A 14379-nucleotide genomic window follows, 5' to 3' on the forward strand; every position below is an offset into this window, starting at 1 on the left:
AAAAACCAAGCTGGGGAACGCATCTGGTCTAACGGACAAAAACGGTCAACTCCCGCAATTGCTGGCAAAAAGCCCGATAATGGCGGAAAATGGGTTTAAAGTGGCGGAATCCGGATAAATGAATTGCCATCCAGCCGTCACATTAGCTTCATCGAGAATCCGTATCAGCGTCCGCAATATGAGAACACGAAGAGGAGAAAAAAGTGATCTCTCACTGCCGCCGACTGCTTGCTACAACCACCGCACTGGTCATCGCCTCCACCGCTATTGCCGCCGCTGAGCCGAGCGCCGAACTGATCGCCGCCGCCAAGAAGGAAGGCATGCTGACCACCATCGCCCTGCCGCACGATTGGTGTGGTTACGGCGACGTGATCGCCGCCTTCAAGGCGAAATATCCGGAAATCACCGTCAATGAACTGAACCCCGACGCCGGCTCCGCCGACGAAGTCGAAGCAGTCAAGGCAAACAAGGACAATAAGGGCCCGCAGGCGCCTGACGTCATTGACGTCGGTCTTGCTTTCGGCCCGCAGATGAAGGCCGAAGGCCTGCTGCAGCCCTACAAGGTCTCCACCTGGGACGAAATTCCTGACAACGTCAAGGATCCCGAAGGTTACTGGTACGGCGACTATTACGGCGTGATGTCGTTCTTCGTGAACAAGGATCTTGTCAAGGAAACGCCGAAGGACTGGGCAGACCTTCTGAAGGCTGACTATTCCGGTCAGGTCGCGCTTGCGGGTGACCCGCGCGCCTCCAACCAGGCTATCCTCGGTGTTCTCGCCGCCGGTCTTTCAACCGGAGCAAAATCCGGCAAGGAAGCCGGTGAAGCCGGCCTGAAATATTTCGCCGAGCTCAACAAGGCTGGCAACTTCCTGCCGACTATTGGCAAGGCCGGTACACTTGCACAGGGTGCCACGCCGATTATCGTTGCCTGGGACTATAATGCGCTGTCCTGGAAGAAGACGCTGAACGACAACCCGCCGACGGAAGTCGTCGTTCCCGAGAAGGGCGTTCTCGCCGGTGTTTACGTGCAGGGCATTTCCGCTTACGCCCCGCATCCGAATGCTGCCAAGCTGTGGATGGAGCACCTCTACTCCGACGACGGTCAGCTCGGCTGGCTGAAGGGTTATTGCCACCCGATCCGCTTCAACGCCATGGTCAAGGCCGGCAAGGTTCCGCAGGACCTGATCGACAGCCTGCCGCCGGCAGCAGCCTATGAAAAGGCGATCTTCCCGACGCTCGAGGAAGTCGATGCCAACAAGGCGGCCGTCACGGGCGGCTGGGATAGCGTTGTCGGCGCGAACGTGAAGTAAATTGTTGGAAACGCACCCCGGCCGATCAAAGCCGGGGTGCTTCTTTTATAATATAGACCTTTATAGACAGACCGTTTGAAAACGGCGTTTGGGGACAAGGATGCCATCAACCAACACCGGCGGACCATCCGACGCGCGCAGAAAGCTGCCGCTGCATTGGATAGGCGTCGTACCTTTTGCCGTTTTTGTGCTGCTGTTTCTGATTATGCCGACGATGAAGATCGTCGTTGGCGCGTTCCAGCGGACAGACGGAACTTTCACGCTTGAAAACATTGCAGGGCTTTTTACCGCATCCATCCTTTCGGCCTACTGGATCTCGATAAAGATCAGCCTCGCTTCTGCAGCGCTCGGCTGCCTGATCGGCTTTGCCGTCGCCGCGGCCGTAGTGCTCGGTGGTCTGCCGCAGCGTATCCGCGGACCGCTTCTCACCTTTTCAGGCGTCGCCTCGCAATTCGCCGGGGTACCGCTTGCCTTCGCCTTCATCGCCACGCTTGGCCCGGTCGGCCTCCTGACCGTCTTCCTGAAGACGCAGGTCGGCATCGATCTCAGGATGCTCGGCTTCAACATCCTGTCCTTCTGGGGTCTCACCGTCACCTATCTGTTCTTCCAGATTCCGCTGATGATCCTCATCATCACGCCCGCGCTTGACGGCCTGAAGCGCGAATGGCGCGAAGCGGCGGAAATTCTCGGAGCCACCGGCTTTCAATATTGGCGCATGGTGGCCTTTCCGATCTTGCTGCCGTCGCTGCTCGGCACCATGTCGCTGCTGTTTGCCAATGCCTTCGGCGCAGTGGCCACCGCAATTGCGCTCACCGGCTCCTCGCTCAACATCGTACCGATCCTGCTCTTCGCGCAAATTCGCGGCGACGTTCTCGGCAATCCGCATCTCGGTTACGCGCTCGCCTTCGGCATGATCGTCGTGACAGGCATTGCCAATGCACTTTATATCTGGCTGCGCGCCCGCAGCGAAAGGTGGCTGAAATGAAGCGTTTCTTCGCCTGGGGCGCGCTGATTTTCGGCCTGCTCTATTTCGCCCTACCGCTGATCGGCATGACCAATTTCTCGCTGAAAATGCGGCGCGGCGAATATTCTTTCGACGCTTATGCCAAGGTGCTGGGCGACCCGCGCTTCCAGGAGACCTTCAGCTATTCCGTCGTCATGGCGCTGTTCACCATCATTTTTGGCGTCCTGCTGGTGGTACCGACAGCCTATTGGGTGCGTCTGAAACTGCCGGGCCTGCGCCCCTATATCGAATTCATCACGCTTCTGCCGCTGGTCATCCCGGCCATCGTCATCGTCTTCGGTTATATCAGGCTTTACAACACCTCCAGCTGGCTGCCGCTGACCGGCACGAGCTTCGGCACCAACCTGCTTCTGATGTTCGGTTATGCCACGCTCGCCCTGCCCTATATGTACCGCGCCGTCGATACCGGCCTCAGAACCATCGACGTGGCGACACTGACGGAAGCGGCGCAGAGCCTCGGCGCGGGCTGGACGACCATCCTCTCGCGCATCATCCTGCCCAATGTTCTGGTCGCCGTGCTGTCGGGCGCCTTCCTGACCTTTGCCATCGTCATCGGTGAGTTCACCATGGCAGCCCTTTTGAACCGCCCGGCCTTCGGCCCCTACATGCAGCTGCTGGGTGCCAACCGCGCCTATGAACCGGCAGCGCTTGCCGTGATTTCCTTCGGCATTACCTGGGGCTGCCTCGGTCTGATCCAACTCGTTTCACGCTACCAGAAGGGCGCGCCTCCCAAGGCCTGAGGACAATATTTCATGAGCTTTTTGACACTTAGCAACATCAAGAAATCCTTCGGCTCCGTCCAGGTCGTACATGATTTCAACATGGCCATCGAAAAGGGCGAGTTCGTCTCCTTCCTCGGGCCATCGGGCTGCGGCAAGACCACGGTACTGCGCATGATCGCCGGGTTCGAAATCCCGACCGGAGGCTCGATCGTCATCAATGGCAAGGACCAGACAACGCTCCGGCCCAACCAGCGCAATATTGGCATGGTGTTCCAGGCTTATGCGCTGTTCCCGAACATGAACGTCTATGAAAACGTCGCCTTCGGCCTGAAAGTCGCTGGCAAACCGAAAGCCGAAATCGACGCGCGCGTGAAAGAAATGCTCCAGCTCATCCACCTGGAGCATCTGGCTGACCGTTATCCCTACCAGATGTCGGGTGGCCAACAGCAACGCGTGGCGTTGGCCCGTGCGCTCGCGCCGAAGCCGGAAGTGCTTTTGCTGGACGAACCGCTCTCGGCACTCGACGCCAAGATCCGTGTTTCGCTGCGCGAGGAAATCCGCCAGATTCAGCAGAAACTCGGCATCACCACCATTTTCGTGACCCACGATCAGGAAGAGGCCCTGTCGATTTCCGACCGCATCGTTGTCATGAATGCCGGCCGCGCCGACCAGATCGGCTCGCCCTTTGATATCTACAACACGCCCGCGACCCGCTTCGTCGCTTCCTTCGTGGGCACGCTGAACCTCATCGACGCGATCGTGGCGGACTCCTCGTCCAACACCATCCAGGTCGGGGAACAGCAGATCACCCTGCAAAAGCCGGTCAATGCGGCAAACGGCGAAAAAATCACCCTTGCCCTGCGCCCTGAAGCGGGTTCGCTCGGCAGCGACGCGAAAGGCGATGTCGCCATTTCCGGCACGGTCACCTCCAGCCAGTTCCTCGGCTCGGTCATCCGCACCCGCCTCGATCTCGGCGGATCCACGCTGTCATTCGACATGTTCAACGATCCCGGCACAGCGCCGCCCGCCGTCGGTGAGCAGGTCACGCTGAAATTCGCAGCCGGTGACCTGATGCTTATCAAGGACTAAAACGCTTTTCCAGACGCAAAACCGCTTCGCCCATTTGCGGGAGATGGTAGAGCAGGTATGACTTCGAACCTGCATACCAACGATGTGAGGCCATGATGCGCGCGCTTTATTATGAACGATTCGGTGAGACCCCCGTTGTCGCGTCCCTGCCGGATCCGGAACCGACAGATGGCGGTGTGGTCATCGAGGTAAAGGCCACCGGCCTTTGCCGAAGCGATTGGCACGGTTGGATGGGACATGACCCGGATATTCGCCTGCCGCATGTTCCCGGCCACGAATTCGCCGGGGTGATTGCCGCTGTCGGCAAGAACGTCACCCGTTTCAAAACCGGTGATCGCGTCACCGTTCCCTTCGTCTCAGGCTGCGGCCATTGCCACGAATGCCGCTCCGGCAACCAGCAGGTCTGTGAGGCGCAGTTCCAGCCCGGCTTTACCCATTGGGGCTCCTTCGCCGAGTATGTCGCGATCGATTACGCCGATCAGAACCTCGTGCATCTGCCCGATACGATGAGCTACGCGACGGCGGCCGGCCTCGGCTGCCGGTTTGCCACCTCCTTCCGGGCAGTGACCGATCAGGGGCGCCTGAAGGGCGGTGAATGGCTGGCGGTGCATGGCTGCGGCGGCGTCGGCCTGTCCGCCATCATGATTGGCGCCGGCCTCGGTGCGCAGGTCGTCGCCATCGACATTGCCGAAGACAAGCTCGAACTTGCGCGGCAGCTCGGCGCGACCGCCACCATCAACAGCCGCGCGGTTGCCGATGTTGCCGAGGCGGTTCGCGAGGTGACGGGTGGCGGTGCACATGTCTCTGTCGATGCGCTCGGCCACCCGCAGACCTGCTGCAACTCCATCAGCAACCTGCGCCGGCGCGGCCGCCATGTGCAGGTGGGGCTCATGCTCGCCGACCACGCCATGCCCGCCATTCCCATGGCGCGGGTGATCGCGCATGAGCTGGAGATCTATGGTAGCCACGGCATGCAGGCGTGGCGTTATGAGGACATGCTGGCGATGATCGAAAGCGGCAGGCTCGCGCCGGAAAAGCTGATCGGCCGCCACATCAGGCTTTCCGAGGCCGCAACCGCCCTGCCCGCCATGGACAGCTTCAGGGAAAGCGGCATCAGCATCATCGACCGGTTCGAATAGGGATAAAGGCTTTTGACACGGTGACCGTTTAAGTGTCTTCCGTCAGGAGGAGCGCAACATGCTGTTTCTCGATAGCGTAACCACAAAAGAGAACCTGGACGGAAGCGACGCCTATCCCTTCTCCGTCCCTGCGCTACGCCATCTGCAACGTCTTGAGTTCAAGACGCCGATCACCTTTTTCGCCGGCAATAACGGTTCGGGCAAATCAACACTGCTGGAAGGACTGGCGGCGGGAATGACTGCCTATGCCATCGGCAATCACGGCCAGGTAACCGACGACCTTTACCTTCAGCACGCCGAGACTGTGGCGAAGTCGTTCTATTTCGCCCGCAAGAAATATCCGAAAATCCGCATGTTTCTGCGCGCCGAAGACGTGCTTGGTTATATCCGCCGCCAGAATGAGGAAGCGCTGGACGATTTTCGCTGGGAGCGGGAAAAGGCACTGAAAAAAGGCGAGGATTTTCCGGAGGAAACGCCCGAGACATTTCGCAGGATCGTCAGGAACAATATCCTCGACCGCCGTTCCCACGGCGAAGGGTTTATGGACATCATGCAGCAGAGGTTGCACGGTGCCGGTCTTTATTTTCTGGACGAACCGGAAAGCCCGCTTTCAATGCAGAAACAGCTCGAACTCGCCGCGCTCATCCGCCATGCGGCCGATCGAGGCGGGCAATTGATCATCGCCACCCATTCGCCCGTCCTTCTGGCCATTCCAGAGGCAACGATTTATCATTTCGACGAGGATGGCGTCACCGAACGTCTTTATGACGAGTTGGAGACCATAATCTTCCTGCGGCGCTTTCTCGACAGCCCATCGAAATACCTGAGTGATTGAACAGCATAAGGCTTGAAATCGCGCTGCTCTTGCCGCATTCCCATAAGTAATACGAAATTTAGAAAGAAGCAGCCTCATGTCTCCCACCACAACACCGGCGGCAGCCCGGCCCCTCAATAGCCAGGATTACAAAACGCTCGGCCTTTCGGCCCTGGGCGGTGCGCTCGAATTTTACGACTTCATCATTTTCGTATTTTTCGCGACCGTGATCGGCCATCTGTTCTTCCCGCCTGAGATGCCGGATTGGCTGGTGATGATCCAGACCTTCGGCATCTTTGCCGCCGGTTATCTGGTGCGGCCGCTCGGCGGTATCGTACTGGCGCATTATGGCGACCGTTACGGCCGCAAGCGTGTCTTCGCTTTCTCGATCCTCTTGATGGCTCTTTCCACGCTGGGCATGGCACTGATGCCGACCTACGCCACCATTGGCGTGGCCGCTCCCATCCTGCTCATCATCCTGCGCATGCTGCAGGGTGCCGCCATCGGCGGTGAAGTGCCCGGCGCCTGGACCTTCGTTGCCGAACACGTGCCCTTCCGCCGCGTCGGGCTTGCCTGTGGTTTCCTCACCTCCGGTCTTTCCTTTGGCATCATGCTGGGCTCGTTGATCGCCTTTGCCATCAATTCGCTTTTCACGCCGGAAGACGTGGCCGGTTACGCCTGGCGCATCCCCTTCCTGCTCGGCGGCATTTTCGGCCTCATCGCCGTTTATCTGCGCCGCTGGCTGGAAGAGACGCCGATCTTCATGGAAATGAAGAAGTCGAAGTCACTGACGGACAAGCTGCCGCTCGGGCTGGTGCTGAAGCACCATATGCGCGGCGTGATCATCTCCGCCCTGCTGACCTGGGTTCTGTCAGCGGCAATCGTCGTCACCACGCTGATGACGGCGACCTTCCTGCAAAAGCTCTACGGCTATACGCCAACGCAGGCGCTCGCCGGCACCAGCTTCGGCACGCTGTTCCTGATCTTCGGCGTCATCATTGCCGGCGCGCTGATCGACCGTGTCGGCTCCGGCCTCTTCTTCATGGGCGCCAGCATTTTCTTCGGTATCGCCACCTTCACCTTCTACAGCTACGCCGGCACCTCGCTTCAGACCATGTTCTTGCTTTACGGCGTCATGGGCCTTTCGGTCGGCATGGCCGGTGCGGTGCCCTATGTCATGGTGCGGGCGTTTCCGGCATCCATCCGTTTTTCCGGCCTCTCCTTCGCCTACAACGTCTCTTATGCCGTCTTCGGCGGGCTGACGCCGATCGGCGTGACGACGGCGCTTGCGATCAACCCCATGGCCCACGCCTGGTATCTGGTCTTCATCGCCGTCCTCGCCTTCGCGATCGGTCTCTACCTCTATCTGCGCGGCAGCGAGATAGAGAGCCATGTCGGCATTGAGGAACTGGCGGCGTTGCGGTCGTAGGTTCCACAGTAAACAAAAAAGCGCGGGCAAGACCCGCGCTTTTTATTTGTCCCGGCAATGCGTGAACCATCAGGCCGCGCTATCGATTTTCTCCTCGCCGTTCGTCGGCACGTAGTTGAGCACCGGACCGAGCCAGCGCTCCACTTCCTCAACCGGCATATCCTTGCGGCGCGCATAATCCAGCACCTGATCACGCTCCACCTTGGCAACGCCGAAATAATAGCTCTCGGGATGACCGATATAGATGCCGGAGACGGAAGAACCCGGCCACATGGCGTAACTTTCCGTCAATTCCACACCCGCCGCATTGGTGGCGTCGAGCAGGGCAAACAGCGTCTTCTTTTCGGTGTGGTCGGGCTGGGCCGGATAGCCAGGTGCCGGGCGGATACCGGCATAGGCCTCGCCAATCAGCTCATCACCGGCAAAAGCCTCGTCCGGTGCATAACCCCAGAACTCCTTCCGCACGCGCTCATGCATGCGCTCGGCAAAGGCTTCCGCGAAACGGTCGGCCAGCGCCTTGACGAGAATGGACGAATAATCGTCATTCGCCCGCTCGAAACGCTCGGCAATCGCCACTTCTTCGATACCCGCCGTTACCACGAAGCCGCCGACATAATCGGCAACACCGCTATCGACAGGCGCGACGAAATCGGACAGCGCCACATTGGGACGTCCGTCTCGCTTGGAAAGCTGCTGGCGCAGCGTGAAGAAGGTCGCCAGCTCTTCATTGCGGCTCTCATCGGTAAATAGCCTGATATCGTCGCCCACCGCATTAGCCGGCCAGAAGCCGATCACCGCGCGCGGCCGGAACCAGTTCTCCTCAATGATCTTCTTCAGCATCGCCTGCGCATCGCTATAGAGCTGACGCGCCGCCTCGCCCTGCTTCTCGTCATCGAGAATCGCGGGGAAGCGGCCCTTCAATTCCCAGGTCTGGAAAAACGGCGTCCAGTCGATATAGCGAGAAAGCTCTTCCAGATCATAGGTCTCGAATACCTTTGTGCCGAAGAATTGTGGCTTGACGGCGCTATAGCTCGACCAGTCAATCTTGTGCGCATTCTCGCGGGCGCGGGAAAGCGGCAGGCGCTGCTTCTCACGCTCGTTGCGGGCGTGAGCCTCTGCCACCTTGGCATATTCGCTGCGAATACCGTCGATATAAGCCGGCTTCTGCTCGGCGGAGAGAAGCGCCGACACGACGCCCACGGCGCGCGAGGCGTCGGTCACATAGATCGCCTGCCCCTGCTCATACCGCGGATGAATTTTTACCGCCGTATGCACACGGCTCGTCGTGGCGCCACCGATTAGCAGCGGGATGTCGAAACCCTGCCGTTCCATTTCTGCGGCCACATGCACCATCTCGTCCAGCGACGGCGTAATGAGGCCGGAAAGGCCGATCACATCCACCTTTTCGGCGATTGCCTTTTCGAGGATTTTCGTCGTCGGCACCATGACGCCCAGATCGATGATCTCGTAATTGTTGCAGGCGAGCACGACGCCGACGATGTTCTTGCCGATATCGTGCACATCGCCCTTGACGGTCGCCATCAGCACTTTGCCGGCCGCCTTCTTCTCTTCGCCGCCGTTCAGGCGCTTTTCTTCTTCCATGTAAGGAAGAAGCACCGCCACAGCCTGCTTCATCACGCGGGCAGATTTCACCACCTGCGGCAGGAACATCTTGCCCGAACCGAAGAGGTCGCCCACCACGTTCATGCCGGCCATCAGCGGCCCTTCGATGACGTGCAGCGGACGCTCCGCCTTCTGGCGCGCCTCTTCCGTATCGGCCTCGATATAGTCGGTGATGCCGTTGACCAGCGCGTGCTCCAGCCTTTTCTCGACGGGCAGCTCACGCCAGGAAAGATCCTGAACCTTGGTATCCTTGGCGCCCGTGCCCCGGAAACGCTCCGCGACCTCCAGCAGGCGTTCGGTCGCGTCATCGCGGCGGTTCAGCACCACGTCCTCGCAGGCCTCGCGAAGCTCCGGGTCGATATTGTCATAAACCGCAAGCTGACCGGCGTTGACGATGCCCATATCCATGCCAACCTGGATGGCGTGATACAGGAACACGGCATGCATCGCCTCGCGCACCGGTTCATTGCCGCGGAAGGAGAAGGAAAGGTTGGAAACGCCACCGGAAATATGCGTAAGCGGCATGGTTTCGCGGATGGTCTTGGTGGCCTCGATGAAATCAACGCCGTAATTATTGTGCTCCTCGATACCGGTCGCGACAGCAAAGACGTTCGGATCGAAGATGATGTCCTCAGGCGCCAGCCCGGCCTTTTCGGTCAGCAGCTTGTAGGCCCGCGCGCAGATTTCCACCTTGCGCTGATAGGTATCCGCCTGCCCCACCTCGTCAAAGGCCATGACAACGACTGCCGCGCCGTAATTGTGGACGAGCCGCGCCTGCTGGAGAAACTTCTCCTCGCCTTCCTTCAGCGAAATCGAGTTGACGATCGACTTGCCCTGAACGCATTTCAGACCGGCCTCGATGATCTCGAACTTCGACGAGTCGATCATGACAGGCACGCGGGCGATGTCGGGCTCGGCAGCGATGAGGTTCAAAAACTCCACCATCGCCTTTTCGGAATCGATCAGGCCTTCATCCATGTTGATGTCGATGATCTGCGCGCCGTTTTCCACCTGATCGCGGGCAACGGCCAGCGCCGCCGTGTAATCACCGGCGGTGATTAGCTTGCGGAACTTGGCCGAGCCGGTGACGTTGGTGCGCTCGCCGACGTTGACGAAAGGAATATCCTTGGTCAGCACGAAGGGCTCAAGGCCCGAAAGCGACATGAAGGGCTTATGCTCGGGGATCGGGCGCGGCTTGTAATCCTTGACCGCCTCGGCAATCGCCCGGATATGCTCCGGCGTCGAGCCGCAGCAACCGCCAACGATGTTCACGAGGCCGTCGCGGGCGAAACCCTGCACCTGACGCGCCATCATCTCAGGCGTTTCGTCATATTGCCCGAACTCGTTCGGCAGGCCTGCATTCGGATAGGCACAGACGAAGGTATCGGCGACATCGGACAATTCCTGCAGATGCGGACGCATGGCATCCGCACCGAGTGCGCAGTTAAGGCCGATGGTAAAGGGGTTGGCGTGGCGCACCGAATTCCAGAAGGCAGACGGCGTCTGGCCGGAAAGCGTGCGGCCGGATAGGTCTGTGATCGTGCCCGAGATCATGACCGGCAGGCGGATGCCCTTGGCCTCGAAACGCTCCTCGCAGGCGAAGATCGCCGCCTTTGCATTCAGCGTATCGAAGATCGTCTCGATGAGGATGATATCGGCGCCGCCATCGATCAGGCCGTCGATCTGCTCGCCATAGGCGATACGCAGATCGTCAAAGCTGACGGCGCGGTAACCGGGATTGTTGACATCTGGCGAAATCGAGGCCGTACGGTTGGTGGGGCCGATGGCGCCAGCGACAAAACGGCGGCGGCCATCTTCCCGCTCGGCGCGCTGGGCGGCGCGGCGGACGATCTGCGCACCCTCGCGGTTGAGGTCATAGACCGCATTTTCCATCTCGTAATCGGCCTGCGCGATGCGGGTCGAGGAAAACGTGTTGGTTTCGAGAATATCCGCACCCGCCATGGCGTAGCGATAGTGGATGTCTTCGATAGCGTCCGGCTGGGTCAGAATCAGAAGGTCGTTATTGCCCTGCTGGTGGCAGGCGCAGCCGATGAAGCGATCACCGCGAAAATGATCTTCGTCAAAGCCGAGACCCTGAATCTGCGTGCCCATGGCGCCGTCGAGAATGAGGATGCGCTCGCTGGCGGCTTCGCGCAGCGCCTTGAAAATTTCCGCGCCGTCGCGCTTTGCCCCCTCAGGGCCAAACAGATCGTCAAACACGGGCACACTCCTCATTTCGATTTGCAAGATCGCAAGTCGTCAAGTCACATAAAGATATGTTTATGTCAATATATCTTCAAGGGACAGACATGGCTTTGCGTCGTTGCGTCACGTTACGAAATATCGCTGACAGATGACAGGCTTATACGGCAAGGATATAAGCCGAAGCAGCAAACCGCATGGAGGACGCGATGTCTGAGGACGATCACAACAGCCGAAACTGGAATACCCTGCCCTGGCACCGCCAGTGGCTGGTAAAGCAGGCCGAGGGGCTTTTCGACTTCTTCCAGTACCGGGCGCTCAATACTGCCGGCGGCTTCTTCGATCTCGATGTCAAGGGCGCGCCGTTGCAGGCAAACGATCCCGTGCGCGGCATCCATGCCTCCGCGCGCATGGTGCATTGCTTCTCCATCGGCCATCTGCTCGGACGTCCGGGCTGTGGCGATATTGTCGACCACGGCATGACCTATCTCTGGAACAGGCATCGCGACAGCGAGCATGGCGGCTATTTCTGGCAGGTTAACGATGCCGGCCCCCTGGACGCCACCAAGCAGGGTTACGGCCATGCCTTCGTGCTTCTGGCCGCCTCCTCCGCCAAGACCGTCGGCCACCCGCTCGCCGACCAGATGCTGGCCGATATTACCGAAGTGCTGGAAACCCGTTTCTGGGAAGAAAAGCACGGCGCGATCGCCGAGGAATTCAACCGCGACTGGTCGCCCATCGATAATTATCGCGGCCAGAATTCCAATATGCATCTGACCGAAGCGTTGATGGCCGCCTATGAGGTGACCGGCGACAAAAACTACCTCGGCAAGGCCGAACGCATCGCCGATCTTCTCATCCGCCGTCGCGCTGGTGAACTGGATTTCCGGGTTCCGGAGCATTTCGACGACAACTGGACACTCGACAAGGACTATCGCGGCAACGAGATGTTCCGTCCCTCCGGCTCCACCCCCGGCCATTGGCTGGAATGGGCGCGCCTCCTCCTCCAGCTTTGGGTGTTGGGTGATCGCCGCCACGACTGGATGCCGGTGGCCGCCAAATCGCTGTTCGTGCAGTCCATGGCACTTGGCTGGGATCGGGAAAAGGGCGGCTTCTTTTATACGCTCGACTGGAACGACAATCCCGACAAGCGGGCAAAGCTCTGGTGGCCCATGTGCGAAGCGGCGGGTGCGGCCCATTTTCTCAACGAAAACCTGCCGGCGGACCCTTTCTATGAAGACAGCTACCGCCGCATCTGGAGCACGATCGCCAACAGCTTCATCGACCATGAAAATGGCGGCTGGCATGAGGAACTGACGGAAAATCTGGTTCCCGCTCACACGCTGTTCCCAGGCAAGGGTGATATATACCACGCCCTCCAGGCCTGCCTCATCCCGCTTTTCCCGGCTACGGGCAGCCTGACAAGGGTGATCGGGGAAAGCGGCGGGGTTTATTAAGCGCGTTGTTCGCAACGGCGTTCGAAGACTTCTCCACTGTCATGCTCGGGCTTGTCCCGGGCATCTGCAGCCTATCGGCCGGACGCAACGCGGTTAAATCCCCGGCATAGGGCCGAGGATAAAGCAACAGTCAAAACCCGATTGTTTCCTCGAAGTCATCCCAGGACTGATACATTTCATAACGCCCGATGCCAGGGATCGGCACATGGCCGTAATAGGGCGAAAGTTGAAACTCGGCGGCCGCCTCGCTCTTGCCTGCCACGGCGGCAACATAGATCGCAGAGGCAAGCCCGGTGCGGTTCGCGCCATGTTCGCAATGGATGAGAACAGGCTTTTCCGCGTTGCGCAGCACCGCCGCCAGCGTTTCTGAATCTTCCACCGAGACTTTCTCGCTTGAGCTCAGCGGATAGTCGACCAGCCGGATGCCGTTGTTTTTCGCTGCCTTGCTTTCGGTATCATACCAGGCTTCACGCTTTTCATCGCGCAGGTTGATGATGGTCTTGATGCCATAGGCCTTGGCGTAAGCGGCGATGTCCTTGCCACTCGGCTGAGCCGAACGATAAAGCTCGCCGGGAATGACCTCATGAAAATTCCCCGTCAGCTGGCCGATGCCCATATGTGCGCCGGCCAAAACCGGGAGGGCAACGAGGCCAATAGCCGTGATCTTCAAAAACTTCAGAAAAATACGCAAAACATCAACCCGCGACATCAATCCAATGTGTGGCAGATGACACCGCAAACCGGCGAAAACAAGTCACGCCCCGTCGCGGCCCGTGCGCTTCGCAAGCAGCCGGGGCACGGCAGGCCCATGGAGCGGTTGCAATGCAGGGCCTTTGGACCCAAGCATAAATTCTCAAAATACCGTGATTGCCGGCACCGGTGTGATCTCTTCAATCAAATTCGGCGGAAATGACGGTAACCCGCCACTCCAGCCTTTGCGGTTCCACCCGCTCGTTGTTGCGCAGGCGAAATGTCCGGCAGGCGGCGAAGGTTTCCCCGGCTTCGATCCGCCTTTCGCTCACCTGATAGGGATCGAACGATACGGAAGCTCGAAAGGCCGGTTCGAAGCCCTCCAGCGTGTAGGTCAGACGCTGCACCGCGACATTGTTATCATTGCGGAAGCTGACGCGAATGGGCAATGCAGGGTCCGGACAGGCGGCCTCGAACCCGGCAGTCGCGACTATATGCTCCAGCCGCTGGCTGCTGCGACGCCAGTCGTAAATGACAAAGGCAGCCGTGCCGGCCCATATCAGGAGCAGGCAGATGACCACTGGTTTGAGATGCCGCGGAAATGCAATAAGGGTGAGGAGAAGAATGGCGCTGAGAACGGCTCCGACAATCACGTCGCCCCTCCTCCGCTAAAATAAAGCTCCATACGTTTCTGCCCTCCCCTGCCCTTCCAGCCACAAACGGCCGCGCGAGGCGGTCGTTGGGGTATTATCTCGACGGCGGCTCAAGCCTCTAGCATATGGCGCGAAGCACCGGCATCGCAGCCGTCAGCCACAACTCTATGGGTGCTCCCCCCGGTGTCAAGACAACCAAGCGTGACCGATAGCGCCGGCATTGCGGT

At 59.4% G+C, this 14379-nt stretch carries 11 protein-coding genes; 8 read left to right on the forward strand and 3 right to left on the reverse strand.

The features are described 5' to 3' along the window. Positions 1–203 precede the first annotated feature (203 nt). The 7 genes from EGT36_RS02110 (at position 204) to EGT36_RS02140 (ending at position 7527) form a co-directional block, all read left to right on the forward strand. Complete coding sequence (locus tag EGT36_RS02110) at positions 204–1310, forward strand: ABC transporter substrate-binding protein (RefSeq protein WP_037089845.1); 1107 nt, start codon at positions 204–206, stop codon at positions 1308–1310. Between the two features lie 100 nt (positions 1311–1410). Beyond that, complete coding sequence (locus tag EGT36_RS02115; RefSeq protein WP_037089843.1) at positions 1411–2295, forward strand: ABC transporter permease; 885 nt, start codon at positions 1411–1413, stop codon at positions 2293–2295. Further along, on the forward strand, positions 2292–3074 hold the full coding sequence (locus tag EGT36_RS02120; protein WP_004442862.1) for an ABC transporter permease: 783 nt from the start codon (positions 2292–2294) through the stop codon (positions 3072–3074). Before EGT36_RS02115 ends, EGT36_RS02120 begins: the two co-directional genes overlap by 4 nt. A gap of 12 nt (positions 3075–3086) precedes the next feature. Further along, a complete protein-coding gene (locus tag EGT36_RS02125) occupies positions 3087–4145 on the forward strand; it encodes an ABC transporter ATP-binding protein (protein ID WP_004442863.1) in 1059 nt (352 codons plus the stop codon). A gap of 95 nt (positions 4146–4240) precedes the next feature. After that, positions 4241–5284 carry a zinc-dependent alcohol dehydrogenase family protein gene (locus EGT36_RS02130; protein WP_037089842.1) on the forward strand — a complete coding sequence of 348 codons (1044 nt, stop codon included), beginning with the start codon at positions 4241–4243 and terminating at the stop codon, positions 5282–5284. 58 nt (positions 5285–5342) lie between these two features. Continuing rightward, the gene (locus EGT36_RS02135) at positions 5343–6119 is read left to right on the forward strand and encodes an AAA family ATPase (RefSeq protein ID WP_037089840.1); all 777 of its coding nucleotides are present in this window, start codon (positions 5343–5345) and stop codon (positions 6117–6119) included. A 76-nt stretch (positions 6120–6195) separates the two neighbouring features. Further along, positions 6196–7527, forward strand: a complete 1332-nt coding sequence (locus tag EGT36_RS02140) for an MFS transporter (RefSeq protein ID WP_037089838.1) — start codon at positions 6196–6198, stop codon at positions 7525–7527. Positions 7528–7596: 69 nt separating this feature from the next. On the opposite strand, the gene metH is transcribed toward EGT36_RS02140, so the two are convergent. After that, positions 7597–11370, reverse strand: coding sequence for a methionine synthase (gene metH / locus EGT36_RS02145; RefSeq protein ID WP_125270020.1), 3774 nt, complete (start codon positions 11368–11370; stop codon positions 7597–7599). 179 nt (positions 11371–11549) lie between these two features. On the opposite strand from metH, the gene EGT36_RS02150 reads away from it, so the two are divergent. After that, complete coding sequence (locus EGT36_RS02150) at positions 11550–12809, forward strand: AGE family epimerase/isomerase (protein ID WP_037089834.1); 1260 nt, start codon at positions 11550–11552, stop codon at positions 12807–12809. A 130-nt stretch (positions 12810–12939) separates the two neighbouring features. On the opposite strand, the gene EGT36_RS02155 is transcribed toward EGT36_RS02150, so the two are convergent. Next, entirely contained in the window at positions 12940–13500 is a 561-nt protein-coding gene (locus tag EGT36_RS02155) for a dual specificity protein phosphatase family protein (protein ID WP_034498853.1), read from the reverse strand. Positions 13501–13699: 199 nt separating this feature from the next. Next, positions 13700–14152: a hypothetical protein gene (locus EGT36_RS02160; RefSeq protein WP_004442872.1), complete on the reverse strand. Its 453-nt coding sequence runs from the start codon at positions 14150–14152 to the stop codon at positions 13700–13702. Between the last annotated feature and the right edge of the window lie 227 nt (positions 14153–14379).

This window comes from Agrobacterium sp. FDAARGOS_525, assembly GCF_003938925.1.
In the GTDB taxonomy this organism is placed as follows: domain Bacteria; phylum Pseudomonadota; class Alphaproteobacteria; order Rhizobiales; family Rhizobiaceae; genus Agrobacterium; species Agrobacterium pusense.

Coding starts and splice junctions, on each gene's coding strand:
- EGT36_RS02120 (WP_004442862.1), top strand. CDS start 2,292: ATGAAGCGTTTCTTCGCCTGGGGCGCGCTGATTTTCGGCCTGCTCTAT.
- EGT36_RS02130 (WP_037089842.1), top strand. CDS start 4,241: ATGCGCGCGCTTTATTATGAACGATTCGGTGAGACCCCCGTTGTCGCG.
- EGT36_RS02115 (WP_037089843.1), top strand. CDS start 1,411: ATGCCATCAACCAACACCGGCGGACCATCCGACGCGCGCAGAAAGCTG.
- EGT36_RS02140 (WP_037089838.1), top strand. CDS start 6,196: ATGTCTCCCACCACAACACCGGCGGCAGCCCGGCCCCTCAATAGCCAG.
- EGT36_RS02150 (WP_037089834.1), top strand. CDS start 11,550: ATGGAGGACGCGATGTCTGAGGACGATCACAACAGCCGAAACTGGAAT.
- EGT36_RS02135 (WP_037089840.1), top strand. CDS start 5,343: ATGCTGTTTCTCGATAGCGTAACCACAAAAGAGAACCTGGACGGAAGC.
- EGT36_RS02125 (WP_004442863.1), top strand. CDS start 3,087: ATGAGCTTTTTGACACTTAGCAACATCAAGAAATCCTTCGGCTCCGTC.